This window comes from Actinosynnema sp. NPDC050436 (assembly GCF_040655415.1).
Lineage (GTDB): Bacteria > Actinomycetota > Actinomycetes > Mycobacteriales > Pseudonocardiaceae > Actinosynnema.
Map to the genome: position 1 here is coordinate 72,918 of NZ_JBFAJV010000019.1, position 24,445 is coordinate 97,362.

Consider the following 24,445-nt stretch of genomic DNA (forward strand, 5'->3'; position numbering starts at 1 on the left):
TGTCGTCCTGAGCGCAGGACGATGCAATAACGCAGATGGCTGTGTTGCAGAAGTTCACTCTTTCGGTGGCCTATTTTGCCGCTAATGTCGCAGCCATGCCGCAGAACCAAGGGCCCGGGGTCCGGCGACGCGTTCTGGCCAGTGCGCTGACCCGGTTGCGCGAGGACGCGGGACTCGGATTCGACGACGTGATCAAGGAGTTGGGTTATTCCAAGTCGAAGATCAGCCGGATCGAGTCCGCCGCCACTGGGGTGTCCATTGTGGATACCCGCGCACTGGCCGAACTGTACCGGGCCGACGCCGAGGAGCGGGAATGGCTCCTGAAGCTGGCGAGCGTCGCCAAGAAGCGCGGCTGGTGGCACGTCTACGGGGACGTGCTGTTCGACTGGTTCTCGGAGTACGTGGTCCTGGAGTCGGAAGCCGTCGCGGTCGACACCTTCGAGATAGACCTGATCCCGGGCCTGTTCCAGACACCCGAGTACGCGCGGCAGATAGTGCGGGCGTTCGACCCGCACGCCGCCGATGCCGTGGTGGACAAGCGAGTCGAGCTGCGCCAAGCCCGGCAAGGGCGCCTCGAAGGCGGGTTGCTGAGGGTCTGGGCGATTCTGGACGAAGCAGCACTCCGCAGGGTGGTGGGCGGCGTGGAGGTCCACAAGGCGCAACTACGCCATCTCCTGCAGTTGGCGGCGTTGCCGAGCGTGACGTTGCAGGTACTGCCCTTCGCCAAAGGTGCACACATCGCAATGGGCAGCGCGTTCGCGCAACTGATGTTCGCCGACTTCCCCAGCGTGGTCTACATCGAAAATCTGTCCGGGGGCCTCTACTTGGACGATGACGCCGAGAACGAGTGGTATAGCCTGGCTATGGATCATCTACGTGCGGCGGCCCTGAATCCCGAGGATTCTGTTTCGCTGGTCGAACGGGTGCTGGACAATCACTGAGGAGTGCTCCATGTGGCGGAAGAGCAGTCGTAGCAACGGCGGTGGCAACTGTGTCGAGATCGCCCGGTCCTCTGCGGTGGTTCAGGTGCGGGACAGCAAGAACGCCGGGGGTCCGGTGTTGGGGTTCAGCGCGGGCGCTGCTGCCGCCTTCTTCTCCTCCGTCGCGCGGGTGACAGTTGATCGCTGAGGAGTGCTCGGTGCCTTCCGAGTGGCGGAGGAGCAGTCGCAGCAACGGCGGCGGCGCGTGCGTGGAGCTTGCGCGGTCGGTCGCCGGCGTGTGTGTGCGGGACAGCAAGAACGTCAGTGGGCCGGTGTTGGGGTTCAGCGAGGAGGCCGCTTCCGCGTTCCTGTCCTCGCTCAAGCGGCGTCGGCCATCACCTGGTCGATGATGTGCCGGGAGTTGCCCGCCAGCAGCGGGTTGTGCTCCCAGTACTGCAACTGCACCAGCGCGATCGACAACGCCAGCCCCTGTCCCCTCTCCCACGTCGCGTCGTCGTCGCCCAGTGCCTCGCGCAGCGCCTGGCGGCCCTCCTCGGGCACCAGGTTCCACGCCACCACGAGGTCGGCCGCCGGGTCGCCCACCCCGCTCAGGCTGAAGTCGATGACCGCGCCGAACCGGCCGTCGCGCACCAGGACGTTGCCCGGCGAGAGGTCTCCGTGCAGCCACACCGGGTCGCCGTCCCACGCCGGCGCGGCCAGGGCCGTCTCCCACGCGCGCGTCACCCCGGCGACGTCCACCTGGTCCGCGATGTCGGCGATCGCCCGGCGGGTGGCCTCGTCCCGGGTCGCCAAGGGGTCGCCGCGCCTGGTGGTCGGCGCACCCGGTAGGCGGACGCGGCGCATCGCGGCGATGAACGCGGCGACGTCCTCGGCGAACGCACGCGGCTCCCCGACCTCCTCCGGGTTCGCCCCCTCCAGCCACCGGTGGACCGCCCACGGCCACGGGTAGCCCGCCGCCGGGCGTCCCAGGCCCAGCGGTTCGGGTACGGGGACCGGCAGGTGCGGTGCCAGTTCCGGCAGCCAGCGGTTCTCGTGGCGGACCCCCTCCACCGCCCAGTCGACCTTCGGCAGGCGGACGACCATGTCCCCACCGAGGCGGTACATGACGTGGTCGGTGCCGAACGACGCGACCCGCCGCAGCGGCAGGTCCGCCCACCGGGGGAACGACTCCGCCAGCAGCAACCGGACCAGGGGCTCCGGGATCGGGCGCTCCTCGAATCGCACACCGCCATCCGATCGGGAACGCGAAGCAACCGTCAACCGGATTCGCGCGTCCACTGGTTGCCGGCGGGCGTGATCTCCGCGTCGTACCGGGCGACACGCGGGTGCGATGTCACCCCTCCCCGCGTGAAGCGGGAGACGATGCACGCATGACAGCGGTGGACAGAGTCGTGGAACGGCCGCCCAAGCCCGTGCGCGCCAAGCGGGCGGTCGCCGTCCGCAGCACGCTCACCGCGTGGCTGGGCCGGCCGCTGGCCGATTTCCACCTGCTGCTGGCGGTGTTCGGCCTGCTGACCGCGATCGGCCTGATCATGGTCCTGTCGGCGTCGGCGCCCGGCGAGGTCGCCGAGGGCGCGTCCGCCTACAGCGTGTTCCAGAAGCAGTTGCTCTACGTCGTGGTGGGTGCCGTGCTGTTCCTGATCGTGCTGCGCGTCCCGCTGCGCGCGATCCGGCACGGCAGCACGATGGCGATGCTCGTCTGCGTGATCCTGCTCGGGCTGGTGCTGACGCCGCTGGGGACGGTCAGGGGCGGCGCCCAGTCGTGGTTCACCGTCGGGCCGATCTCGTTCCAGCCGATCGAGGCCGCCAAGCTCGCACTCGCGCTGTGGGGCGCGCACGTGCTGGTCACCAAGCGCGCCCTGCTCACCCAGTACCGCCACCTGCTGGTGCCGGTCGTGCCGGTCGCGCTGGTGGTGTTCGCGCTCGTCATGCTCCAGCCCGACCTGGGCGGCACGATCACGCTCGGCGTGGTGCTGGTCAGCCTGCTGTGGTTCGTCGGCGCGCCGATGCGGCTGTTCGGCGTGATCGCCATCGGCGCGGTGTCCGGCGCGGTGGTGCTGGCGATCGGCGCGACCTACCGGCTCCAGCGCGTGCTGACCTACCTCGACCCGGACAAGGACCCGCTCGGCGCGGGACTCCAGGCGCGGCAGGCGCTGTTCGCGCTGGCCGAGGGCGGCTTCTTCGGCAAGGGCCTGACCAACGGCAGCTCGAAGTGGCGCTACCTGCCCAACGTGCACAGCGACTTCATCTTCGCGGTGATCGGCGAGGAGCTGGGCTTCATCGGGTGCCTGCTGGTGCTCGGGCTGTTCGGCCTGCTCGCCGTGGTCGGCCTGCGGATCGCCGCGCGCAACACCGACCCGTGGATCCGGATGGTGTCCGCGACGCTGACCGTGTGGCTGGTCGCGCAGGCCGCGATCAACATCGGCTACGTCGTGCAGCTCCTGCCGGTCACCGGCATCACGCTGCCGATGATCTCCTCCGGCGGCACGTCGATCGTCACCACGATGGTGGTGTTCGGCATCCTCGCCAACTGCGCGCGGCACGAGCCGGCCGCCGTGTCGGCGCTGCGCTCGATCGGGCCAGGCCGGGTCGGCGGGGCGCTGCGGCTGCCCGCGCCCGAGGCGTACAAGCCGCCGCCCAAGCGCAAGCCGGTGCGCCCCTCCACGCCGCCGCGCGGTCGCAAGGCCGCGCCGCCGCCCCTGGACGAGCGGAGGATGGCCGGTCGTCACGCTCCGCCCTCGGAGTACCGTCGGCGCGACTCCCGCAGAGCGACCCAGGACCGTTCCCGGCGTCGCGACGGGCGATAGCCGAGGTTTCACCCAATCAAGGAGGAAGTGCGTGACCGGGGTTCCCCAGCAGGTCGGACCGTGCGTGGTGGTCGCCGGAGGCGGCACCGCCGGGCACATCGAGCCCGCCCTGGCCCTGGCCGACGCCGTCATGCGGCTGCGGCCCGACGCGCGCGTGGTCGCGCTCGGCACCGAACGCGGGTTGGAGAACAAGCTCGTGCCCGCCCGGGGCTACCCGCTGGAGCTGATCCCGCCGGTGCCGATGCCCCGCAAGCCGTCGCCCGACCTGCTCAAGCTCCCGCTGCGGGTCCGCGAGTCGGTCAAGCGCACCCGCGAGGTCTTCGAGCGGGTCGGCGCGCACGTCGTGGTCGGGTTCGGCGGCTACGTGTCGCTGCCCGCCTACCTGGCCGCGCGCGGCCGGCTGCCGATCGTGGTGCACGAGGCCAACGCGAAGGCCGGCCTGGCGAACAAGGTCGGCGCGAAGTTCGCCGAGCGGGTCGCCGCCGCCGTGCCCGACTCGGGCCTGAACGACGCCGAGATCATCGGCATCCCGCTGCGCCACTCCATCACGACCCTGGACCGCGCCGCGCTGCGCGCCCAGGCCCGCGCCCACTTCGGGCTCGACCCGGACGCCCCGACGCTGCTGGTGTTCGGCGGCTCGCAGGGCGCGCGGTCGATCAACAACGCCGTGTCCGGCGCGGCGGCGGCGTTCGCCCAGGCCGGGATCGGCGTGCTGCACGCCCACGGCCCGAAGAACTCCCTCGCGGTGCAGGCGGTCCGGCCGCCTTACGTGCCCGTGCCGTACCTGGAGCGCATGGACCTCGCCTACGCCGCCGCCGACGCCGTGCTGTGCCGGTCGGGCGCGATGACCGTCGCCGAGGTCTCGGCGGTGGGCCTGCCGGCGGTGTTCGTCCCGCTGCCGATCGGCAACGGCGAGCAGTCCCTCAACGCCGGCCCGGTCGTGCAGGCGGGCGGTGGCCTGCTGGTGCCCGACGACCAGCTCACCCCGCAGTGGGTGGCCGAGAACGTCGTCCCGCTGGTCGCCGACCGCGCGCGGCTGGCGGCGATGTCGTCCGCCACGCTGGGCACCGGCCGCCGCGAGGCCGACGAGGTGCTGGCCCGGATCGTCCTGGATGTGATCGAGAAGTGAGCACCCGACCCGAGGACGCGCGCACCGACCACCCGCCGGCCGGGCAGCCGCAGGCCGACGAGGCCGTGGTCGCGGAGACCTACCCCGAGGACCTGGCCCCGGACAGCACCTCGGCCGGTGCCCCGGGCAGCGGCTCCGAGGACGCGCCGGGCGTGCTGGACCGGGTGCACCTGGTCGGCATCGGCGGCGCGGGCATGAGCGGCATCGCGCGCATCCTGCTGGCGCGCGGCGCGCAGGTGTCCGGCTCGGACGCCAAGGACTCGCGGACCGTGCTCGCGCTGCGCGCGCAGGGCGCGGCCATCGCGGTCGGCCACCACGGCGCGCACCTCGACCAGCTCATCGGCGGCCCCACGGCGGTCGTGGTGTCCACCGCGATCCGCGAGGACAACCCCGAGCTGGTCGCCGCCCGGGAGCGCGGCGTCGTCGTGCTGCGGCGGGCCGAGGCGCTGGCCGCGCTGATGCTCGACCACCGGGTGGCCTGCGTCGCCGGCACCCACGGCAAGACCTCCACCACCTCGATGCTGACCGTGGTCCTCCAGCACTGCCGGATGGACCCGTCGTTCGCCATCGGCGGTGACCTGAACGAGTCCGGCGCGAACGCCCACCAGGGCGCGGGTGGCGTGTTCGTGGCCGAGGCCGACGAGAGCGACGGCTCGTTCCTGTACTTCGCGCCGTCCGTGGCGGTGGTCACCAACGTCGAGGCCGACCACCTCGACCACCACGGCACCGTGGAGGCGTACGTCGCGGTGTTCGACTCGTTCCTGGAGCGCGTCGAGCCCGGCGGCGTGCTGGTCGTCTGCGTGGACGACCCGGGCGCGGCGGCCCTGGCCGGGCGCGCGGCGGCCCGGGGCATCCGGGTCCGCCCGTACGGCCGCGCGGCCACCGGGGACGGCGCGGCCACGCTGGTCGACTACCGGCCCGAGGACGGCGGCGGCCTGGCCGTGGTCGAGGTCGACGGGCAGACCCTGGACGTGCGGGTGTCGGTGCCCGGCGAGCACATGGCGGCCAACGCCGTGGCCGCGCTGGTCGCCGCCCTGGAGCTGGGCGCGGACCGGCAGTGCGTGCTGGAGGGCCTGGCCGCGTTCGGCGGGGTGCGCCGGCGGTTCGAGTTCAAGGGCCGCTCCGGCGGCGTCCGGGTCTACGACGACTACGCCCACCACCCGACCGAGGTGGCCGCGCAGCTCACCGCCGCGCGGCCGGTCGCCGGGGACGGCAAGCTCGTCGTCGTGTTCCAGCCCCACCTGTACTCGCGGACCCGGCTGTTCGCCGACGAGTTCGGCACCGCCCTCGGACTGGCCGACCACGTCGTCGTGCTCGACGTGTACGGCGCGCGGGAGGAGCCCGAGCCGGGGGTGACCGGCGCGCTGGTCGCGGGCAAGGTGCCGCTGGACGCGGGGCGGGTGCACTACGAGCCGTCGTTCGACCGGGTGCCGGCGCTGGTGGCCGGGCTGGTCGGCGAGGGCGACGTGGTGGTGACGATGGGCGCGGGCGACGTGACGATGCTCGGCCCGGAGATCGTCGGGGAGCTGCACCGGCCATGAGCACGAAGACGGCGCGTCGCCGCCCCGCCCCCGCGCAGCGGCGGCGCCCGTCCCGGCGCGGGCCCTCGCGCCGCGCGGTGGTCCGCCGCCGCGTGGTGGCGGTCCTGGTGCTCGCCTCGGTGACCGCCGTGGTGTGCGCGGTGTGGTTCACGCCGCTGCTGGGCGTCCGGGAGGTCGAGGTGCGCGGCACCACCGAGCTGACCGCCGACCAGGTGCGCGCCGCCGCCGCGATCGAGGAGGGCACGCCGCTGGCCCGCCTGGACGTCGACGCGGTGGTCGGGCGGGTCCGCGAGCTGGCCCGGGTGGCGGGCGTGCGGGTCGAGCGGGAGCTGCCCGGCACCGTGCGGCTGACCGTCGACGAGCGCACGCCGGTCGCCGTCGTGCAGCGGCCCGACGGCGCGCACCTGGTCGACGGCACCGGCAAGGACTACGCCACGCTGGCCCGGCCGCCCGCCGGGCTGCCCGAGCTGAAGGCGGAGCCGGCGGGCCACCTGGCCGCCGTCGTGGTGCTGACCGGCCTGCCCGAGGAGCTGCGCCGGGAGGTGCAGGTGGTCACGGCGACGACCGACGCGGACGTGAAGCTGGCGCTGACCGCCGGGCGCGAGATCCGGTGGGGCTCGTCGGCGGACACGCCGCGCAAGGCGGCCGTGGCGCAGGTGCTGATGACCCGGGACGGCACGGTGTTCGACGTGTCGAGCCCCGAGCTGCCGACCGTCTCCGGCGAGTGATGCTCACCACCCCCGGTGCGCCGGCCCCGTGCCGGCCGGCGCGGAAATCCGGTTCGGCCTGGCGGGTCGTGCGGCGATACTGCGCGCCATGACTGTGACGAAGATCGTGACGGCGCCCGAACACCGCGTCGACCTGCCGTTCACCGGTGACGAGCGCTCGCTGCTGGGCGGTTTCCTGGACTACCTGCGCGGCACCGTGCAGCTCAAGGTCGCCGGACTGTCCGAACAGGACGCGTCCCGCGCGGTGCTCCCGTCGCCGCTGACCACGGCCGCCGGCGTGGTGAAGCACCTGCGCTGGGTGGAGAACTACTGGTTCCGGGTGGCGCTGCTCGGGCACCCGGACGAAGCCCCCTACAGCCGGGAGGACCCGGACGGGGACTGGCGGGTCGGGCCGGGGGAGACGATCGCCGGGCTCGTGAGCGACTACGCTGCGCAGTGCGCGGTCAGCCGGGAGGCGCTCGCGGGGCTCGACCTCGACCACGAGGTCGCGTTCCGGGGGGACAAGCGGTTGTCCGTGCGCTGGGTGCTGATCCACATGATCGAGGAAACGGGTCGGCACGCGGGGCACTTGGACGTGGTGCGCGAGCTGCTCGACGGGGTGACCGGCGAGTAGACGTCGCTCACCCGGTCAGGACACGACACGGCGTGGCTGCTGGACCGACGCATTCCCGATGCATAACGTCCTCAGAGAACATACGGGGTTGACATAACTCTTGACCTCTGGTTGAGGGTTTCAATCCGGGTGGAGCTCCGTCCGGGTGTGACACCGGTGGTCATCCACTCCAGCACATGAGCACGGACACGATCAGGAAGGCGGATCCGATGACGCCCCCGCACAACTACCTCGCGGTGATAAAGGTCGTCGGCATCGGCGGCGGCGGTGTCAACGCCGTGAACCGGATGATCGAGGTCGGGCTCAAGGGCGTCGAGTTCATCGCGGTGAACACCGACGCGCAGGCGCTGTTGATGTCCGACGCGGACGTCAAGCTCGACATCGGCCGTGAACTGACCCGCGGCCTCGGCGCGGGCGCGAACCCCGAGGTGGGCCACAAGGCCGCCGAGGACCACCGCGAGGAGATCGAGGAAGTCCTCAAGGGCGCGGACATGGTGTTCGTGACCGCCGGCGAGGGCGGTGGCACGGGCACCGGCGGTGCGCCGGTCGTGGCGTCCATCGCCCGCAAGCTCGGCGCCCTCACCATCGGTGTGGTGACCCGGCCGTTCTCGTTCGAGGGCAAGCGCCGGGCCAAGCAGGCCGAAGAGGGCATCCAGGCGCTGCGCAACGAGTGCGACACGCTCATCGTGATCCCGAACGACCGGCTGCTCCAGCTCGGCGACATCGGCGTCAGCCTGATGGACGCGTTCCGCTCGGCGGACGAGGTGCTGCTGTCCGGTGTCCAGGGCATCACCGACCTCATCACCACGCCCGGCCTGATCAACCTGGACTTCGCCGACGTCAAGTCGGTCATGTCCGGGGCGGGCTCGGCGCTGATGGGCATCGGCTCGGCGCGCGGCGAGGGCAGAGCGGTGCAGGCCGCGCAGAAGGCGATCAACTCGCCGCTGCTGGAGGCGTCCATGGAGGGCGCGCACGGCGTGCTGCTGTCCATCGCGGGCGGCTCCGACCTGGGGCTGTTCGAGATCAACGAGTCCGCGTCGCTGGTCCAGGAGGCCGCGCACCCGGACGCGAACATCATCTTCGGCACGGTGATCGACGACTCCCTCGGCGACGAGGTCCGGGTCACGGTGATCGCGGCCGGGTTCGACAGCGGCGGCCCCACGCACAAGAAGCTGGAGCCGCAGGCGCTGTCCGGTGCCCAGCGCGCCGGGGCGGTCGCCCCCGGTGACGCCGGGGCGGTGCAGCGCGCGCCGCAGCCGCCCGTCCAACCCCCGCCGCCCACCCAGTTCTCCGGGCAGGTCGACCACCCGCCGCAGCCCGTCCACCAGCCGCAGCACCAGCCCCAGCACCAGCCGGTGTCCCAGCCGGTGGCGCAGCACCAGCCGCCGGTGGTCGAGCGGGCCGGCGTGCCGCAGCCCACCCAGGCCAACGGCGCGTCCGCGCAGCCGACCTACCAGCCGCCGCAGCCGTCGACCATCCACCGGCCGCTCTCGCAGAGCGGCACGCTGCCCAGCCGGGCGGTGCCGGTGACCGACGACCCGGACGACGAGGTGGACGTGCCGCCGTTCATGCGGCGCTGAGCACCGGGCGGGCCGGGGGACCGGCCGCCCTCCGCGCGTCACGGGGGAGACCCGCCGAGCCTCGGCGGGTCTCCCCCTTCGCGCATGGCAGGCTGTGCGCGTGCGCATCCGTCGTGTCGTGACCACCCGCCAGGGCGGGGTCTCCCAGCCGCCGTACGAGTCCTTCAACCTCGGCGACCAGGTCGGGGACGACCCGGCGGCGGTCGCCGCGAACCGCCGCCGGCTCGCCGAGGGCCTCGGGCTCACCCCGGACCGGCTGGTCTGGATGGAGCAGGTGCACGGCCGCACCGCCCAGGTCGTGGACGGCCCGGTCGCGCGACCGCTGGAGGCCACCGACGCCGTGGTCACCCGCGCCGAGCGGCTCGCCCTGGTCGTGCTCACCGCCGACTGCGTGCCGGTGCTGCTGGGCGACCCGGAGGCGGGCGTGGTGGCCGCAGTGCACGCCGGGCGGGTCGGCGCGCGGGTCGGCGTGGTGCCGGCCGCGCTGAGCGCCATGGAGTCGCTGGGTGCGCGGCCGGAGCGGGTGGAGGTGCTGCTCGGGCCGGCCGTGTGCGGCCAGTGCTACGAGGTGCCCGCCGCCATGCGCGACGACGTGGACAGGCACCTGCCGGGCAGCGCCACCAAGAGCCGGACCGGGCGGCCCGCGCTCGACCTGCGGGCCGGCATCTGGCAGCAGCTCGCCGACGCGGGCGTCGGCAAGGTCGGCGTCGACCCGCGCTGCACGGTCGAGGAGCGCGACCTGTTCAGCCACCGGCGCGAGCCCGGCACGGGCCGGCTCGCGGGCGTGATCTGGATCGACGCGTGAACCGGCGCGACGAGCTGGCCGCGAACCTGGCGGACGTGCGCGGGCGGATCGACCGGGCGTGCGCGGCGGCCGGGCGGGACAGCGCCGAGGTGACCCTGCTCGCGGTGACCAAGACCTTCCCGGCGGCCGACGTGGCGCTGCTGGCCGACCTGGGCCTGACCGAGTTCGCGGAGAACCGGGACCAGGAGGCGGGTGCGAAGGTCGCCGAATTCGCCGCGCTGCGGCCCGGTGCGGCGGTCCGCTGGCACATGGTCGGCAGCCTCCAGCGGAACAAGGCGCGCTCCGTCGTGGGCTGGGCGGACCAGGTCGACTCGGTCGACTCGGAGCGGCTGGCCGACGCCCTGGCCAGGGCGTCGGGGGAGCACCCGCTCGACGTGCTGATCCAGGTCAGCGTGGACGGCGACCCCAAGCGCGGCGGCCACCCGCTGCCGGACCTCCCGCGACTGGCCGATCATGTCGCCCGAAAGGGTGAACTTGTCCTGCGCGGTGTGATGACCGTCGCACCCCTCGGAATGTCTCCACAGCAGGCGTTTGACGCTCTACATGGTGCGGTAACCCGCTTGCGTGACGATCATCCCGATGCCAACGTGATCTCGGCGGGGATGTCCGGTGACCTGGAAGATGCGATCTCGTGCGGATCGACGTGCGTGCGTGTCGGAACAGCGTTGCTGGGCAGCCGGAGACTAGCCTCGCCGTAACTGTCTGGAACCTCTGGGACGACCGCGACGTCCTTGCGGGTAGGGAGATCGGCGGAGAGAGGGCTCGACCATGAGCGGGTTTCACAAGCTGAAGGCCTACTTCGGGATGGTTCCCGCCGAGTACGCCGACGACCCCGACTACGACAACGAGCGCCCGGGGCGTTACGACTACCGGTCCGAGTACAGCGAGCCCGACGACTACGAGACCTACCCCGAGCAGCGCAACGGCCGCCGCCCGGCGGGCCGCTACCGCAGCGAGCTCGACGACGCGGAGGACTTCGAGCCCGACGCCCGCTCCCGGGGCTCCCGGCGGTCGTGGAACACCGAGCCCACGCACGGCGCGCTGGCCGTGGACCCGTCCCGCGAGCCGGTCGCCCGGCCGCGCCCGGCACCCGAGCCCGCGCGCAACCAGCTCGGCCGCATCACCACGCTCAACCCGCGCAGCTACAACGAGGCGCGGACCATCGGCGAGCACTACCGCGACGGCACCCCGGTGATCATGAACCTCACCGACATGGACGACGCGGACGCCAAGCGCCTGGTGGACTTCGCGGCCGGCCTGGCCTTCGCGCTGCGCGGGTCGATCGACAAGGTCACGAACAAGGTGTTCCTGCTCTCACCGCCCAACATCGACGTGACGGCGGAGGACCGCCGGCGGCTCGCGGAGGGCGGGTTCCTCAACCACGGGTGAGTGATGGCACAGTTGGGGGTGTGTTCGCACTCGCGCTGGTCCTCTACTACGTGCTCTTCGCGTTCTGGCTGCTCCTCACGGCTCGCGTCGTGGTGGAGCTGGTCAGGTCTTTTGCCAGGGAGTGGCGCCCGGCGGGCGGCGTCGCGGTGGCCCTGGAGACTGTCTACACGGTGACCGATCCCCCCGTCCGACTGCTCCGCCGGCTCATCCCCACCGTGCGGATCGGGGGCATCGGGCTGGACTTGTCCATTATTGTGCTGTTGCTGGTCGTTATCATTCTGATGCGAGTAGCCGATCCCAGGTGAGGGGACCAGGGATGTCCACAGCCCAGGAGTGCGTGAGGTGATCTGATGCCGTTGACCCCCGCGGACGTGCACAACGTCGCGTTCAGCAAGCCGCCGATTGGCAAGCGGGGCTACAACGAGGACGAGGTGGACGCGTTCCTCGACCTGGTTGAGGGCGAGCTCGCCCGCCTGATCGAGGAGAACAACGACCTGCGCCAGCAGGTCGAGCAGCTCGACCAGCAGGTCGAGACCGCGCGCGCCGACCTCGAGGACGCCCGGGCGAAGGTCGCCGCCGGCGTCGGCCCCGGCCGTGTCGTCGACGAGCCCCGCAGGCTCGCGCCGGTCCCGCCCCCCTCGGCGCTGGAGCAGACCTCGCCCGGTGGTGGTGGAGATCACCACGTGCAGGCCGCCAAGGTGCTGGGCCTGGCCCAGGAGATGGCCGACCGGCTCACCGGCGAGGCCAAGGCCGAGGCGGACGGGATGCTGTCGGAGGCGCGGACGAAGTCCGAGCAGCTGCTCTCCGAGGCCCGAGCCAAGTCCGACACCATGGTCAACGAGGCGCGCACGCGCGCCGAGACCATGCTGAACGACGCGCGGACCCGTGCCGAGACCTTGGAGCGGCAGGCCCGGGAGAAGGCCGGCGCGCTCGACCGCGACGCCCAGCGCAAGCACGCCGAGGTGATGGGCAACATCACCCAGGAGAAGAACACGCTGGAGAAGCAGATCGACAAGCTCCAGACGTTCGAGCGCGAGTACCGGACCCGGCTCAAGACCATGCTGGAGTCCTCGCTGCGCGACCTGCAGGACCGGGGCCCGGCCGCCCCGTCCGACGGCCGCCAGCAGGGCTACTCGTTCGGCGCGCGCGCCGAGGCGGGCTGACCGGTCGTCCTGACCTGATCACGTGCTCTACATCGTCGCGCTGTTGGTGCTGGCGGCCTTGGGGCTGCTCGTGCCCGCGTTGACCACGGACCAGGTGTACTGGGCGTGGCTCTCCGTGGGCGCGAGCGCGGCTGCGGCGCTGGTCCTGGTCTGGGACTGGTCGCTGCGCCGTCGTCGGGGAACCGCCCCGGCCGCCGGCACCACCGCGCGTCGGGCCGACCACCGGGAGGACCCCGGTGGTCCGCCTGCCGACGAGGTCGGCGACGACACCTCGCCGGACCGGGCCGTCGAGCCCGACGAGGAAGACACGGACGCCGCCGACCTGCTGGTCGTGGCGGACCTGGCGGACGAGGTCCGCGTCCTGGACGAACGCCCCCGCTACCACCTGGCGGCGTGCGCGTGGCTGGGCGGCAGGGCCTCGCTGGGCCTCCCGGTCTCCGAGGCCCGGCAGTTGGGCTTCACCCCGTGCGCCGCGTGCGGGCCGGACGCCACCCTCGCCGCGAAGAAGCGCGGCTCCTGACGGCCGGCCGGCGCGTGGGACGTCCGCCACAACCCGGTTGCGGCCACGAGCTACGCTTGACCCACACGGCGTTGATCCGGCCATCACCGGGGAGCCTCCGGAAGAACGGGCGCGAGCCCCAGTAGAACCGGACGGGTGCGGCCCGTCACAGCCGTCAACGAGAGGCCGTCGCGTGCGCGCGCCGGCAAGCGGGGTGGTACCGCGGTGCGCCGGAGCCAGGCGCGTCGTCCCCGCGTGCCGGATGACGCAGCACGCGAGGAGCAGCACGATGGCCTACCCGAAGGCAGGCGAGGGCGCGGTGCCCTCCCAGCCGTCCTTCCCCGCCCTGGAGCGGGACGTCCTCGACTTCTGGAAGTCCGACCGGACGTTCCAGGACTCGGTCGACGCCCGGCCGGCGGGCGACCGGGGCGCCAACGAGTTCGTCTTCTACGACGGCCCGCCGTTCGCCAACGGCCTCCCCCACTACGGGCACCTGCTGACCGGGTACGTCAAGGACGTCGTCCCGCGCTACCGGACCATGCGCGGCGAGCACGTCGAGCGCCGGTTCGGCTGGGACACCCACGGCCTGCCCGCCGAGGTGGAGGCGGAGAAGCAGCTCGGGTTCTCGTCGAAGTCCGAGATCGAGGCGTTCGGGATCGAGAAGTTCAACGACGCCTGCCGCACGTCGGTGCTCCAGTACACCGACCAGTGGCGCGACTACGTCACCCGCCAGGCGCGCTGGGTCGACTTCGACAACGACTACAAGACCCTCGACCTGGACTACATGGAAAGCGTCATGTGGGCCTTCAAGACCCTGTGGGACAAGGGGTTGGTCTACGAGGGCTTCCGGGTGCTCTGGTACTGCTGGCGCTGCGAGACGCCGCTGTCCAACACCGAGACCAAGATGGACGACACCTACCGCGACCGGCAGGACCCGGCGGTCACGGTGGGGCTGCGGCTGGAGTCCGGCGAGCTGGCCCTGGTGTGGACGACCACGCCGTGGACGCTCCCGTCGAACCTCGCCGCCGCCGTGCACCCGGACGTCGACTACGTGGTGGTCGAGGCCGCCGGCGAGCGCTACCTGCTCGCCGAGGCGCGGGTGCCCGCCTACGCCCGCGAGCTGGGCGAGGAGCCGCCGGTGGTGGCCCGCTACAAGGGCTCCGACCTGGTCGGCCGCCGGTACGCGCCGCCGTTCGACTTCTTCGCCGGCCGGGAGAACGCGCACCAGGTGCTCGCCGCCGACTACGTCACCACCGAGGACGGCACGGGCATCGTGCACATCGCCCCCGCCTTCGGTGAGGAGGACAAGGTCGTCACGGACGCCGCCGGCATCGAGGTCGTCGTGCCGGTCGACCCGCACGGCCGGTTCACCGCCGAGGTGCCGCCGTACGAGGGGCAGCACGTCTTCGACGCCAACAAGGCGATCATCCGCGACCTGCGGGACGCGGGCCTGCTGCTGCGCCACGAGACCTACGACCACCCGTACCCGCACTGCTGGCGCTGCGACAACCCGCTGATCCAGCGGGCCGTGTCGTCGTGGTTCGTCGCGGTGTCGAAGTTCAAGGACCGGATGGTCGAGCTGAACCAGCAGATCAACTGGGTGCCCGAGCACATCAGGGACGGCCAGTTCGGCAAGTGGCTGGAGAACGCGCGGGACTGGAACATCTCCCGCAACCGGTTCTGGGGCTCGCCGATCCCGGTGTGGGTGTCCGACGACCCCGAGCACCCCCGGGTGGACGTCTACGGCTCGCTGGACGAGCTGGCCCGCGACTTCGGCGCGCGCCCGACCGACCTGCACCGGCCGCACATCGACCAGCTCACCCGGCCCAACCCGGACGACCCGACCGGGAAGTCCACCATGCGCCGGGTGCCGGAGGTCCTCGACTGCTGGTTCGAGTCGGGCTCGATGTCGTTCGCGCAGGTGCACTACCCGTTCGAGAACCAGCAGTGGTTCGAGGACCACTACCCGGGCGACTTCATCGTCGAGTACAACGGCCAGACCCGGGGCTGGTTCTACACCATGCACGTGCTGGCCACGGCGCTGTTCGACCGGCCGGCGTTCAAGAACTGCGTGGCGCACGGGATCGTGCTGGGCGACGACGGCCAGAAGATGTCCAAGTCCCGCAAGAACTACCCGGACGTCAACGAGGTGTTCGACCGCGACGGCTCGGACGCCATGCGGTGGTTCCTGATGGCCTCGCCGATCCTGCGCGGCGGCGACCTGGTCGTCACCGAGCGGGGCATCCGCGACGCGGTGCGCCAGGCCGTGCTGCCGCTGTGGAACACGTGGTACTTCCTCGCGCTCTACGCCAACGCCGAGGGCGTCGAGGGCACCTGGCGGACCGGCTCGCCGCACGTGCTCGACCGGTACGCGCTGGCCAAGACCCACGACCTGGTCGCGGACGTGCGGGCGCGGCTGGACGGCTACGACATCTCGGGGGCGTGCGCGTCCATCCGGGAGTTCCTGGAGGTGCTGACGAACTGGTACGTCCGCCGGTCCCGCGACCGGTTCTGGGCGGGCGACCAGGACGCCGTCGACACGCTGCACACCGTGCTGGAGGTGGTGAGCCGGGTGGCCGCGCCGCTGCTGCCGCTGACCACCGAGGTGGTGTGGCGCGGGCTGACCGGCGGGCGCTCGGTGCACCTGGCGGACTACCCGGCGGCGGCCGACCTGCCGGCGGACGACGCGCTGGTGGCCGCCATGGACCAGGTGCGGCAGGTGGCGTCCACGGCGCTGTCGCTGCGCAAGGCGAACAAGCTGCGGGTGCGGCTGCCGCTGGCCCGGCTGGTCATCGCGGCCGGGGACGCGGAGCGGCTGGCCCCGTTCAGCGAGATCCTGCGGGACGAGGTGAACGTCAAGGAGGTCGAGCTGACCTCCGACGTGGACGCGCACGGGCACTTCCAGCTCGCGGTCAACGCGCGGGTGGCCGGGCCGAGGCTCGGGCCGGACGTGCAGAAGGTGATCCGGGCGGTGAAGGCGGGCGACTGGTCCGAGGTCGACGGCACGGTCGTCGCGGCGGGCGTGGAGCTGTTCCCGGAGGAGTACGAGCAGCGGCTCGTGGCCACCGACCAGGGCGCCACGGCGGCGCTGCCGGCCAACAGCGGCCTGGTCGTGCTGGACACCTCGGTCACGCCGGAGCTGGCGGCCGAGGGGGTCGCGCGCGACCTGGTCCGCGTGGTGCAGCAGGCGCGCAAGGACGCGAACCTCGACGTGTCGGACCGGATCGCGCTGGTGGTGGGCGTGCCCGACGGCGAGGTGGCCGACGCGGTGCGGCGGTTCGAGGCGTTCGTCGCGGCCGAGACGCTGGCCGACGCGGTGACCTACGGCGAGGTGGCCGGGGGCGCGTCGGGCTCGGTCGGCGACGGCGTCCAGGTGGCGGTCGCGGTCACGAAGGTCTGACCGCACGACGGGAGGGGGCACGGCCGGGATCGCCCGGCCGCGCCCCCTCTCCGCTGCCACCCCCGGCCGCCGCCCCCCTGCGCCGCCCGGGGGCGCTCCCCGAGGCCCCCGCCTCGGTTGCCACCTCCGCGCTGCCGCCGCCCCCTCGACGGGCGCAGGCGGTCAGGCGGCGCGGAACGCCAGGGCGATCGTCAGCAGCACCCCGACCTGGTCGGCCAGGTACGGCGGCGGTGGGTCGAGGACGTCCACCAGGTCGTTCAGCCAGGTGTTCAGCTCGTCGGGCATGTCAAGCACCTCCCTCGCGCTCCAGCAGGGTGCGCAGGGTCGCCAGGCAGCGGCCCCTGGTCGGGCCGATGCTGCCCCGGGGCATGGACAGGGCCTCGGCCACCGCGCGGTACTCGGCGCGGCCGGCCAGGACGGTCAGCCGGAGCAGTTCCTGGCAGCGCCTCGGCAGGTTCGAGTACGCCCGCCACAGCCGGCGGTCGCGGTCGTCGCGCAGCGCCTCGGTCTCGGGCAGCCAGCGGGTGTCGGCGACGTCGACCGCCGAGTCCGAGGACAGCGCCGCCCGGCCGTTCGCCTCGCGCCACGCGCGCTGGGCCTCGCGCCGGGTGGTCACGATCAGCCAGCCCGCCAGGGCGCGCGGCTCGGCGATCCGGTCCAGGTGCCGCAGCAGGCTCAGCCACACCGTCTGCACCACGTCCTCGGCCACGCCCTGGTCCAGCCCGTTGCCCCGGGCGACGTGCCACACCAGCGGGGTCAGCTCGGTGACCAGCGCGTCGAGCGCGCCCCGGTCGCCGGCGCGGGCGGCGGTGAGCAGCGCCGCGTGCCGCTCGGGCGCGCTGCGGGGCGGCGGGCCCTGGGCGATGATCGCGGCCACGCCCAGGTCGTCGCTGGCCGGGTCGTCGGGGATGGCCTCGGTCAGCTCGTCGCGCAGCTCGTCCAGCAGCGGGTCGAGGCCGCCGCCGTCCGAGGTCGAGAGCCCGGGGCGGGAGTTGCGGCGCGCGTCGTCGTCCGTCATGTTGTCCCCTTCCCGCGCCGGGAGCCCCGCACCCGGCGCTCGGAGTTGCCGACCACCTCGCTGACCCTGGCCCGCGCTTCGGACACGTACCGCCGGACGGAGTCCCTCCTGCATCCCAGCACGTCGGCGATCTCGTCGTCGGTGAAGTCCCAGAACCGCAGCACCAGGGCGGTCCGCAGCTGGTCGGGCAGCCGCGCGATGGCGGCGAGGGTGCTGTTGAGCTCGTGCCACGCCTCGGCCTCGCGGTGCCGCTGCACCAGGATCCGGGAGCGGGCGACCACCTCGTCGGTCACCTCGCTGGGCCGCTCCCGCCGCCGCGACTGGTCGACCAGCAGGTTGCGGATCGTCTTGACCAGCCACGCGCGGCGGGCGGCGGGGGCGATCGAGGGCCAGGTGCGCCACGCGCTGACGAACGCCTCCTGCACCGCGGACTCGTGGTCCAGGTGCGGGGACATGACGGCGGCGAACCGGAAGAGCCGGGTGCGCTCCCGGTGGTAGAAGTCGCCGAAGGTGGCCGCGTGGTCATCGGAGTCTCCCGGTGTCACGAACCCTCCCTCTGGTCGGCGTCCGGCTACCCGGTAGACGGGTGCCGAGGAGGGTTGTGGATGCCGGCGGTTCAGGCCAGTCGGCGCGCTCCGGCCCGCAGCACCCGGACCCACCACGACCAGCGGGCACGCTTGATGTCCTGACCTGCGGCGATGCTCAGGCTGTCGAGCAGGTCCTCGATCAGGGCGTCGTGCAGCCAGCGGACGGCGAGCGGCCAGCCGAGCAACATCCACCCGTTCGGGCGACCGGTGAGCGTGTGCCGGACGCCGCCGGGGACGGCTTCGAGCACGTGCGCGCCGACCAGCCCGAGGCCGGGGGCGAACGTGAACTCCACCCGTCTGCCGGGCTCGTACGCGGTGCAGCGGTAGCGCACGAACCCGTGCCCGCCGTCCGCCCCGACGCCCAGCGGCCGGTCCAGGACCAGGGGCGGCCACGCCCTCGGCCACAGCTCGATCACGCGGTCGACCCAGCCGTCGCCGGGCAGCCGGCGCTCGTGCACGTTCTCGATCATCGCAACCTCCGTACGGTGCCGTATGGAACTGACCATACGGTAGCGTACGGGGAGTGAGAGCACGCCGGACCAAGGACGACTGGACCCAGGTGGCCCTGCGGGCGCTGGCCGAGGGCGGGGTGGCGGCGGTGGCCGTGGAACCGCTCGCGGCGCGGCTCGGCGCGACGAAGGGCAGCGCCTACTGGCACTTCCCCAACCGCGAAGCCCTGCTCAAGGCCACCCTCGAACGGTGGGAGCGGGAGCACACCGAGGCGGTGATCGAGCTGGTCGAGGGCGAGCCCACGCCGGACGGCCGGCTGCGCAAGCTGTTCGGGCTGGTCCTGGAGGACCCGCGCGCCAGCGCCGTGGAGCTGGCCATGCTCGCCGCCAAGGACGACCCGGCGGTCGCGCCCGTGCTGCGCCGCGTCACCGACCGGCGGGTCGGCTACCTGGTCGAGCTGTTCGGCGCCATCGGGTTCCCGCCCGCCGCCGCCCGCCGCCGGGCCGTGCTCGCCTACTCGGTCTACCTCGGCCAGGCCCAGCTCATGTCCGCCGCGCCGCACGTGGTCGACGGCCGCCGCGACCTGCTGGAGGACACCCTCGCCTCGGTGACCTCCCGTGCCTGACCCGTTCCGGCTGGGCGTCCGGGTCAAGCCCGGCGCGAAGCGCGACGCCGTGGGCGGCCGGTGGGACGGGACGGCGCTGGTGGTCGCCGTCGCCGCGCCCGCCGTGGAGGGCCGGGCCAACGAGGCCGTGCGCAGGGCGGTGGCCGGGGCGTTCGGCGTGCGCAGCCGGGACGTGCGGATCGTGCGGGGCGAACGCGGCCGGGACAAGGTGGTCGAGCTCGACCCGGCCCCGGCCGACGCCCGGGAACGCCTCGCGCGGCTCCTCGACGGCTGACCGGCGGGTCGTCCGAGCGGACGATCGGTCCGATGTGGATGGTCGACGGCGGTGCGTCCACCGTGGACCCCGCCCCGCCGCACCGCAACCGCCCGGCGCGGCCCCGGTGGGCACAGCCGGTGCCGGATTAGTCCAAATCGACGTCAGCGGGGGAGAATGCACACCACCGAGTGAACAACTGGAGGTCGAGTGGGTGGTGTGACGGCCTTTCTCGGCATCGGCGCCGCGGTGTTGCTGCTCTCCGTCATCGCGGTGCGGGTGTCGACCAAGCTCGGTCTGCCCTCGCTCCTGCTGTACCTGGGCATCGGCGTGCTGCTCGGCGAGTCCGTGCTCGGCATCCAGTTCGAGGACGCCGACCTGACCCGCTCGCTGGGCACCGTGGCGCTCGTGCTGATCCTCACCGAGGGCGGCCTGACGACCCGCTGGACCGCCGTGAAACCCGCCCTGGGGCTGGGGATCGCACTGTCCACAGTGTCCGTCGCGGTCAGCGTCGGGCTGACCGGCCTCGGCCTGCACCACCTGCTCGGCCTGGACTGGCGCACGGCCCTGCTGTGGGGGGCGGTGCTGTCGTCCACCGACGCGGCGGCGGTGTTCAGCGTGCTGCGCGGGGTGGGCGTCGGCAAGCGCCTGATCGGCGCGCTGGAGCTGGAGTCCGGCCTCAACGACGCCCCGGTGTACATCGCCGTGGTGCTGCTCGCCTCCCCCGATCCGGTGACGTGGACCGCGCCCGCGCTGATGGCCTACGAGCTGCTCGCCGGCGGCGCGATCGGCGTCGCGCTCGGGTGGCTGGGCGGGGTCGGGCTGCGGCGTGCCGCACTCCCGTCCACCGGCCTGTACCCGCTGGCCACGGTCGCGGTGTGCCTGCTCGCCTACACGGCCGGCGACCTGGCGCACGCGTCCGGGTTCCTCGCGGTCTACACGGCGGCCCTCGTGCTGGGCAACGCCCGCCTGCCGCACCGGTCGGACACGCTGTCCTTCGCCGAGGGCCTGGGCTGGATCGCCCAGATCGGCCTGTTCGTGCTGCTGGGCCTGTACGCCTCGCCCGGCCGGCTGTTCGAGTCCCTGATCCCCGCGCTGGTCGCGGGCGGCGTGCTGGTCCTGCTGGCCCGGCCGGTGTCGGTGCTGTGCGCGGCGCTGCCGTTCAAGGTGCCGTGGCGCGAGCAGGTGTTCATCTCGTGGTCCGGGCTGCGCGGCGCGGTCCCGATCGTGTTCGCCCTGATCCCGCTCATCCAGGGCTTCGACGGCGCGCAGCAGCTCGTGGACGTGGTGTTCGTGCTGGTCATCCTGCTGACGGTGGTGCAGGGCTCGACCCTGCCGTGGATGGCGAAGTGGCTCGGGCTGGTGCGCTCCGGCGAGGCGCAGGAGGTCCAGGTCGACTCCTCGGCGCTGGACGAGCTGGGCGCGGAGCTGCTCCAGGTGCGCATCCAGACCGGGTCCAAGCTGCACGGCGTCTACCTCAGCGAGCTGCGGCTGCCGCCGGGCGCGGCGGTGAGCCTGGTGGTGCGCGGCGACGACGGGTTCACCCCGCAGGCCACCACCCGCCTCCAGGTGCACGACCAGTTGCTGGTGGTCTGCACGGACGCGGCCCGCACGGCGGCCGAGAAGCGCATCCGCGCCGTCGACCGCGCCGGCCGCTACGCCCGGTGGAAGGGCGACGCGGGCCTGCCGTGACCCGCCGGTCCCCGCTGTGATCCCGGTCGCGCCCGGAGGGCGGTACCGGGCGGGCGGACCGGTGCGGTGATCGCCGCCGTGACCTGCGGGAGCCGCCGGGCCCTGGCGGTTCCCGCACGGCGGGCGGAAGCGGCGGGCGGGCTCCCGGATCGTGAACGGGCCTCGACTCGGCGCGGTGCCGTGGGCTAACTTCGGTCCCGAGGTCATGAGTGCCAGCGCGAAGCTCGGGCTAGCTGGCCGGCAACCCTCCTACCGCGGTGGGGTGCCCCCGATGAGGACCTGGCCTGGCGCGCAGGGCGTCGGGCAAGCGCGGGCCTCCCATGCCACGGAGTCCGCCGGACCCGTCGGAGGTTGTCATGACCGTCGCAGTTCCCGGATCGATCGCCGCCCTGCCCCGCGTCGTCGGGGCGTCGCTGCGCGTCCCGCTGGTCACCGGCGAGCGCGTCGAGTACGCCAACCTCGACCACGCCGCCAGCGCACCCTGCCTGGAGCAGGTCCGCGACGCCGTGGACGAGCTGCTGCCCTGGTACGCCAGCGTGCACCGGGGCGCGGGCTTCGCCTCCCAGGTGTCCACCCGGGTCTACGAGCAGGCCCGCGACTCGGTGCGCCGCTTCCTCGGTGCCCGCGACACCGACACCGTCGTGTTCACCCGCAACACCACCGACTCGCTGAACCTGCTGGCCCGCAGCCTGCCCCGGCACACCTCCGTGGTGCTGTTCGACACCGACCACCACGCGGCGCTGCTGCCGTGGCGCGGCCCGAACGTGCGCCGCCTGGTCACCCCGGCTAGGCCCGCCGAGGCCGTGCTGGAGCTCGACCGCGCGCTGCGCGCCACCCCCGAAGGCCCCCGGCTGGTCGTGGTGACCGGCGCGTCGAACGTGACCGGCGAGGTGTGGCCGGTGGCCGAACTCGCCGCCGTCGCCCGCCGGCACGGCGCCCGGGTCGCGCTCGACGCCGCGCAGCTCGCCCCGCACCGCCCGGTGGACCTGCGGGCGCTGGACGTGGACTACGCGGTGCTCTCCGGCCACAAGGTCTACGCCCCGTTCGGCACCGGCGTGCTGGTCGGCCGGGCCGACTGGCTCCAGGCCGCCGACCCGTACCTGGTCGGCGGCGGCGCGACCGCGCGGGTCACCGACCACGGCGACCGGCTGGGCGTGGCCTGGTCGGCGGTGCCGGAGCGGCACGAGGCCGGGTCGCCGAACGTCGTGGGCGTGCACGCCCTCGCGGTGGCCTGCGACGTGCTGGGCCGGCACTGGGAGCAGACCACCGCGCACGAGCGGGAGCTGCTGGCCCGGCTGCGCGCCGGCCTGGCGACCGTGCCCGGCGCGCACGAGCTGTCGCTGTTCGGCCCCGGGCAGGACCGGGTGGGCGTGGTGAGCTTCGTGGTGCACGGGCAGGACGTCGGCTTCCTGGCCGCCGCGCTCGCCGCCGAGCACGGCATCGGCGTGCGGGACGGCGCGTTCTGCGCGCACGTCGCCGTGCACCGGCTGACCGAGGGCGACCGGGCGCTGCGCGCGTCGCTGGGCCTGGGCAGCACCGCCGAGCACGTCGACCGGTTCGTGGCGGCGCTGCGGTCGCTGGTGGTCGAGGGCTCGCGGTGGCGGTACCGGGTCGTCGACGGCCGGTGGGTGCCGGAGGACGACGAGCGGGCGCTCCCGCCGTTCCTGCGCTGAACGGATGCTGGACAATGGCCCGGTGAGCACCGATCCCAACACCGGTCCGGAGCACCGGGCCGCCCCGGTCGACCCGGACCCGGGCGGCACCGCCGAGCCGCCACCCCCGAAGAGCCGGGTGGCGCTGCTCGCGGCGATCGCCCCGGTGGTGCTGGCGCTCGACGTCGCGACCAAGGTCGTCGCGGTCGAGCAGCTGGAGGGCCGGGAACCCGTCGAGCTGCTCGGCGGACTGGTCTACCTGTCGTTCCTGCGCAACTCCGGCGCGGCGTTCGGCCTGGCCGAGGGCTGGACGGTGATCCTCGCCCTGATCGCGGTGGGCGTGGTCGGGTTCATCCTGTGGATCGCCCGCAAGCTGCGGTCGGTCGGCTGGGCGGTCGGCCTCGGGCTGGTGCTGGGCGGCGCGGCGGGCAACCTGGTGGACCGGCTGTTCCGGTCGCCGGGACCGCTGCGCGGGCACGTGGTCGACTTCATCTCGGTCGTCGAGCCCTACGGCACGTTCTTCCCGGTGTTCAACATCGCCGACTCCGGCATCTGCGTGGGCGGCGCGATCATCGTGATCATGGCCGCGCTCCAGCGCGACTACGACGGGACCCGCCACGTGAAGCCGGTGGAGGACGCATGAGCGACTACCGCACGCTGCCCGTGCCCGACGGGCTGGACGGGATGCGCGTCGACGCGGGCCTGGCCAAGCTCCTCGGCCTGTCCCGCACGGTCGTGGCGACCCTGGCCGAGGCCGGCGACGTGGTGCTCGACGGCCAGCCCGCCGGCAAGTCCGACCGGCTGGTCGCGGGCTCGTGGCTGGAGGTCGCGCTGCCCGAGCCGGAACGCCCGGTGCAGGTGCAGGCGATCGCCGTCGAGGGCCTGGAGGTCCTGCACGAGGACGACGACATCATCGTGGTCGACAAGCCGGTCGGCGTGGCCGTGCACCCCAGCCCCGGCTGGACGGGCCCGACGGTGGTCGGCGGGCTCGCCGCCGCCGGGGTGCGGGTCGCCACGTCCGGCGCGGCCGAGCGGCAGGGCGTGGTGCACCGGCTGGACGTCGGCACGACCGGCGTGATGGTGGTCGCCAAGAGCGAGCACGCGTACTCGGCGCTCAAGCAGGCGTTCAAGGAGCGGACGGTCGACAAGCTGTACCACGCGCTGGTGCAGGGCCACCCGGACCCGATCAAGGGCACCGTCGACGCGCCGATCGACCGCCACCCCAAGCACGACTACAAGTTCGCGGTGATGGCCAACGGCAAGCCGAGCATCACCCACTACGAGGTGGTCGAGGCGTTCCGGGCGGCGTCGCTGCTCGACGTGCACCTGGAGACCGGGCGCACCCACCAGATCCGGGTGCACTTCTCCGCGCTGCGCCACCCGTGCGTGGGCGACCTGACCTACGGCGCGGACCCGGTGCTGGCCAAGCGGCTGGGCGTGACCCGGCAGTGGCTGCACGCGCGCACGCTGGGCTTCTACCACCCGGCCGACGGCCAGTGGGTCTCGTTCACCAGCGAGTACCCGGCCGACCTGGCCGACGCGCTGGAACTGCTGCGCGCCGAGGGCTGACCGC

The 24,445-nt window shown here is 73.2% G+C and carries 27 protein-coding genes and 1 riboswitch; of the genes, 22 read left to right on the forward strand and 5 right to left on the reverse strand.

Annotated elements, in window-relative coordinates; genetic code table 11:
* Nucleotides 1–35 precede the first annotated feature (35 nt).
* From AB0I60_RS32945 to AB0I60_RS32955, 3 genes are all read left to right on the forward strand, one after another.
* Nucleotides 36–941: a helix-turn-helix transcriptional regulator gene (locus tag AB0I60_RS32945; RefSeq protein WP_360736882.1), complete on the forward strand. Its 906-nt coding sequence runs from the start codon at nt 36–38 to the stop codon at nt 939–941.
* 10 nt (nt 942–951) lie between these two features.
* A complete protein-coding gene (locus AB0I60_RS32950) occupies nt 952–1,128 on the forward strand; it encodes a DUF397 domain-containing protein (protein WP_360736884.1) in 177 nt (58 codons plus the stop codon).
* A gap of 61 nt (nt 1,129–1,189) precedes the next feature.
* Entirely contained in the window at nt 1,190–1,330 is a 141-nt protein-coding gene (locus AB0I60_RS32955) for a DUF397 domain-containing protein (protein ID WP_360737038.1), read from the forward strand.
* Here the strand turns inward: AB0I60_RS32955 and AB0I60_RS32960 are convergent.
* Nucleotides 1,299–2,165 carry an aminoglycoside phosphotransferase family protein gene (locus tag AB0I60_RS32960; RefSeq protein ID WP_360736886.1) on the reverse strand — a complete coding sequence of 289 codons (867 nt, stop codon included), beginning with the start codon at nt 2,163–2,165 and terminating at the stop codon, nt 1,299–1,301. The genes AB0I60_RS32955 and AB0I60_RS32960 overlap by 32 nt on opposite strands.
* A 146-nt stretch (nt 2,166–2,311) precedes the next feature.
* Between AB0I60_RS32960 and ftsW the strand changes: the two genes are divergently transcribed.
* The 13 genes from ftsW (at nt 2,312) to ileS (ending at nt 16,595) form a co-directional block, all read left to right on the forward strand.
* Nucleotides 2,312–3,748 (forward strand): putative lipid II flippase FtsW, encoded by a 1,437-nt coding sequence (gene ftsW / locus AB0I60_RS32965; protein ID WP_360736888.1) that lies wholly within the window; start codon nt 2,312–2,314, stop codon nt 3,746–3,748.
* A gap of 31 nt (nt 3,749–3,779) precedes the next feature.
* Nucleotides 3,780–4,877: an undecaprenyldiphospho-muramoylpentapeptide beta-N-acetylglucosaminyltransferase gene (gene murG, locus AB0I60_RS32970; RefSeq protein WP_360736890.1), complete on the forward strand. Its 1,098-nt coding sequence runs from the start codon at nt 3,780–3,782 to the stop codon at nt 4,875–4,877.
* A gap of 92 nt (nt 4,878–4,969) precedes the next feature.
* Nucleotides 4,970–6,418: a UDP-N-acetylmuramate--L-alanine ligase gene (gene murC / locus AB0I60_RS32975; RefSeq protein ID WP_360737040.1), complete on the forward strand. Its 1,449-nt coding sequence runs from the start codon at nt 4,970–4,972 to the stop codon at nt 6,416–6,418.
* Nucleotides 6,415–7,146, forward strand: coding sequence for an FtsQ-type POTRA domain-containing protein (locus AB0I60_RS32980; protein ID WP_360736892.1), 732 nt, complete (start codon nt 6,415–6,417; stop codon nt 7,144–7,146). Before murC ends, AB0I60_RS32980 begins: the two co-directional genes overlap by 4 nt.
* 88 nt (nt 7,147–7,234) lie before the next feature.
* A complete protein-coding gene (locus AB0I60_RS32985) occupies nt 7,235–7,759 on the forward strand; it encodes a DinB family protein (protein WP_360736894.1) in 525 nt (174 codons plus the stop codon).
* Nucleotides 7,760–7,968: 209 nt separating this feature from the next.
* Complete coding sequence (gene ftsZ, locus AB0I60_RS32990; protein ID WP_360737043.1) at nt 7,969–9,339, forward strand: cell division protein FtsZ; 1,371 nt, start codon at nt 7,969–7,971, stop codon at nt 9,337–9,339.
* 100 nt (nt 9,340–9,439) lie between these two features.
* On the forward strand, nt 9,440–10,144 hold the full coding sequence (gene pgeF, locus AB0I60_RS32995) for a peptidoglycan editing factor PgeF (RefSeq protein WP_360736896.1): 705 nt from the start codon (nt 9,440–9,442) through the stop codon (nt 10,142–10,144).
* A complete protein-coding gene (locus tag AB0I60_RS33000) occupies nt 10,141–10,842 on the forward strand; it encodes a YggS family pyridoxal phosphate-dependent enzyme (protein ID WP_360736899.1) in 702 nt (233 codons plus the stop codon). Before pgeF ends, AB0I60_RS33000 begins: the two co-directional genes overlap by 4 nt.
* 70 nt (nt 10,843–10,912) lie before the next feature.
* Nucleotides 10,913–11,533, forward strand: a complete 621-nt coding sequence (locus AB0I60_RS33005) for a cell division protein SepF (protein WP_360736902.1) — start codon at nt 10,913–10,915, stop codon at nt 11,531–11,533.
* 20 nt (nt 11,534–11,553) lie between these two features.
* Complete coding sequence (locus tag AB0I60_RS33010) at nt 11,554–11,838, forward strand: YggT family protein (protein WP_360736905.1); 285 nt, start codon at nt 11,554–11,556, stop codon at nt 11,836–11,838.
* Nucleotides 11,839–11,883: 45 nt separating this feature from the next.
* Complete coding sequence (locus AB0I60_RS33015; RefSeq protein WP_360736907.1) at nt 11,884–12,696, forward strand: DivIVA domain-containing protein; 813 nt, start codon at nt 11,884–11,886, stop codon at nt 12,694–12,696.
* A gap of 22 nt (nt 12,697–12,718) precedes the next feature.
* Entirely contained in the window at nt 12,719–13,216 is a 498-nt protein-coding gene (locus tag AB0I60_RS33020; protein WP_360736910.1) for a hypothetical protein, read from the forward strand.
* A 268-nt stretch (nt 13,217–13,484) separates the two neighbouring features.
* A complete protein-coding gene (ileS, locus tag AB0I60_RS33025) occupies nt 13,485–16,595 on the forward strand; it encodes an isoleucine--tRNA ligase (protein WP_360736912.1) in 3,111 nt (1,036 codons plus the stop codon).
* A 162-nt stretch (nt 16,596–16,757) separates the two neighbouring features.
* On the opposite strand, the gene AB0I60_RS33030 is transcribed toward ileS, so the two are convergent.
* From AB0I60_RS33030 to AB0I60_RS33045, 4 genes are all read right to left on the reverse strand, one after another.
* Nucleotides 16,758–16,880: a hypothetical protein gene (locus tag AB0I60_RS33030; RefSeq protein ID WP_360736914.1), complete on the reverse strand. Its 123-nt coding sequence runs from the start codon at nt 16,878–16,880 to the stop codon at nt 16,758–16,760.
* A gap of 1 nt (nt 16,881) precedes the next feature.
* Nucleotides 16,882–17,613 carry a sigma-70 family RNA polymerase sigma factor gene (locus AB0I60_RS33035; RefSeq protein WP_360736917.1) on the reverse strand — a complete coding sequence of 244 codons (732 nt, stop codon included), beginning with the start codon at nt 17,611–17,613 and terminating at the stop codon, nt 16,882–16,884.
* Nucleotides 17,610–18,158 carry a sigma-70 family RNA polymerase sigma factor gene (locus AB0I60_RS33040; protein ID WP_360736919.1) on the reverse strand — a complete coding sequence of 183 codons (549 nt, stop codon included), beginning with the start codon at nt 18,156–18,158 and terminating at the stop codon, nt 17,610–17,612. Before AB0I60_RS33040 ends, AB0I60_RS33035 begins: the two co-directional genes overlap by 4 nt.
* 71 nt (nt 18,159–18,229) lie before the next feature.
* Nucleotides 18,230–18,670: an SRPBCC family protein gene (locus tag AB0I60_RS33045; protein ID WP_360736922.1), complete on the reverse strand. Its 441-nt coding sequence runs from the start codon at nt 18,668–18,670 to the stop codon at nt 18,230–18,232.
* Between the two features lie 53 nt (nt 18,671–18,723).
* On the opposite strand from AB0I60_RS33045, the gene AB0I60_RS33050 reads away from it, so the two are divergent.
* The 6 genes from AB0I60_RS33050 (at nt 18,724) to AB0I60_RS33075 (ending at nt 24,441) form a co-directional block, all read left to right on the forward strand.
* Nucleotides 18,724–19,275 carry a TetR/AcrR family transcriptional regulator gene (locus AB0I60_RS33050; RefSeq protein ID WP_360736924.1) on the forward strand — a complete coding sequence of 184 codons (552 nt, stop codon included), beginning with the start codon at nt 18,724–18,726 and terminating at the stop codon, nt 19,273–19,275.
* A complete protein-coding gene (locus AB0I60_RS33055; RefSeq protein ID WP_360736927.1) occupies nt 19,268–19,549 on the forward strand; it encodes a DUF167 domain-containing protein in 282 nt (93 codons plus the stop codon). Before AB0I60_RS33050 ends, AB0I60_RS33055 begins: the two co-directional genes overlap by 8 nt.
* A gap of 198 nt (nt 19,550–19,747) precedes the next feature.
* Complete coding sequence (locus AB0I60_RS33060) at nt 19,748–21,220, forward strand: potassium/proton antiporter (protein ID WP_360736930.1); 1,473 nt, start codon at nt 19,748–19,750, stop codon at nt 21,218–21,220.
* Nucleotides 21,221–21,421: 201 nt separating this feature from the next.
* A riboswitch (SAM riboswitch) is annotated at nt 21,422–21,536 on the forward strand.
* Nucleotides 21,537–21,576: 40 nt separating this feature from the next.
* On the forward strand, nt 21,577–22,893 hold the full coding sequence (locus AB0I60_RS33065; protein ID WP_360736932.1) for an aminotransferase class V-fold PLP-dependent enzyme: 1,317 nt from the start codon (nt 21,577–21,579) through the stop codon (nt 22,891–22,893).
* A gap of 22 nt (nt 22,894–22,915) precedes the next feature.
* Nucleotides 22,916–23,515, forward strand: coding sequence for a signal peptidase II (gene lspA, locus AB0I60_RS33070; protein WP_360736934.1), 600 nt, complete (start codon nt 22,916–22,918; stop codon nt 23,513–23,515).
* Nucleotides 23,512–24,441 carry an RluA family pseudouridine synthase gene (locus AB0I60_RS33075; protein WP_360736936.1) on the forward strand — a complete coding sequence of 310 codons (930 nt, stop codon included), beginning with the start codon at nt 23,512–23,514 and terminating at the stop codon, nt 24,439–24,441. Before lspA ends, AB0I60_RS33075 begins: the two co-directional genes overlap by 4 nt.
* Nucleotides 24,442–24,445 lie beyond the last annotated feature (4 nt).

Excerpts from the sequence above, each read along its gene's own strand:
- AB0I60_RS32945 (WP_360736882.1), top strand. The coding sequence starts at position 36 with ATGGCTGTGTTGCAGAAGTTCACTCTTTCGGTGGCCTATTTTGCCGCT.
- AB0I60_RS32950 (WP_360736884.1), top strand. The coding sequence starts at position 952 with ATGTGGCGGAAGAGCAGTCGTAGCAACGGCGGTGGCAACTGTGTCGAG.
- ftsW (WP_360736888.1), top strand. The coding sequence starts at position 2,312 with ATGACAGCGGTGGACAGAGTCGTGGAACGGCCGCCCAAGCCCGTGCGC.
- AB0I60_RS32980 (WP_360736892.1), top strand. The coding sequence starts at position 6,415 with ATGAGCACGAAGACGGCGCGTCGCCGCCCCGCCCCCGCGCAGCGGCGG.
- AB0I60_RS32985 (WP_360736894.1), top strand. The coding sequence starts at position 7,235 with ATGACTGTGACGAAGATCGTGACGGCGCCCGAACACCGCGTCGACCTG.
- ftsZ (WP_360737043.1), top strand. The coding sequence starts at position 7,969 with ATGACGCCCCCGCACAACTACCTCGCGGTGATAAAGGTCGTCGGCATC.
- AB0I60_RS33005 (WP_360736902.1), top strand. The coding sequence starts at position 10,913 with ATGAGCGGGTTTCACAAGCTGAAGGCCTACTTCGGGATGGTTCCCGCC.
- AB0I60_RS33015 (WP_360736907.1), top strand. The coding sequence starts at position 11,884 with ATGCCGTTGACCCCCGCGGACGTGCACAACGTCGCGTTCAGCAAGCCG.
- ileS (WP_360736912.1), top strand. The coding sequence starts at position 13,485 with ATGGCCTACCCGAAGGCAGGCGAGGGCGCGGTGCCCTCCCAGCCGTCC.
- AB0I60_RS33030 (WP_360736914.1), bottom strand. The coding sequence starts at position 16,880 with ATGCCCGACGAGCTGAACACCTGGCTGAACGACCTGGTGGACGTCCTC.
- AB0I60_RS33035 (WP_360736917.1), bottom strand. The coding sequence starts at position 17,613 with ATGACGGACGACGACGCGCGCCGCAACTCCCGCCCCGGGCTCTCGACC.
- AB0I60_RS33045 (WP_360736922.1), bottom strand. The coding sequence starts at position 18,670 with ATGATCGAGAACGTGCACGAGCGCCGGCTGCCCGGCGACGGCTGGGTC.
- AB0I60_RS33065 (WP_360736932.1), top strand. The coding sequence starts at position 21,577 with ATGACCGTCGCAGTTCCCGGATCGATCGCCGCCCTGCCCCGCGTCGTC.
- AB0I60_RS33075 (WP_360736936.1), top strand. The coding sequence starts at position 23,512 with ATGAGCGACTACCGCACGCTGCCCGTGCCCGACGGGCTGGACGGGATG.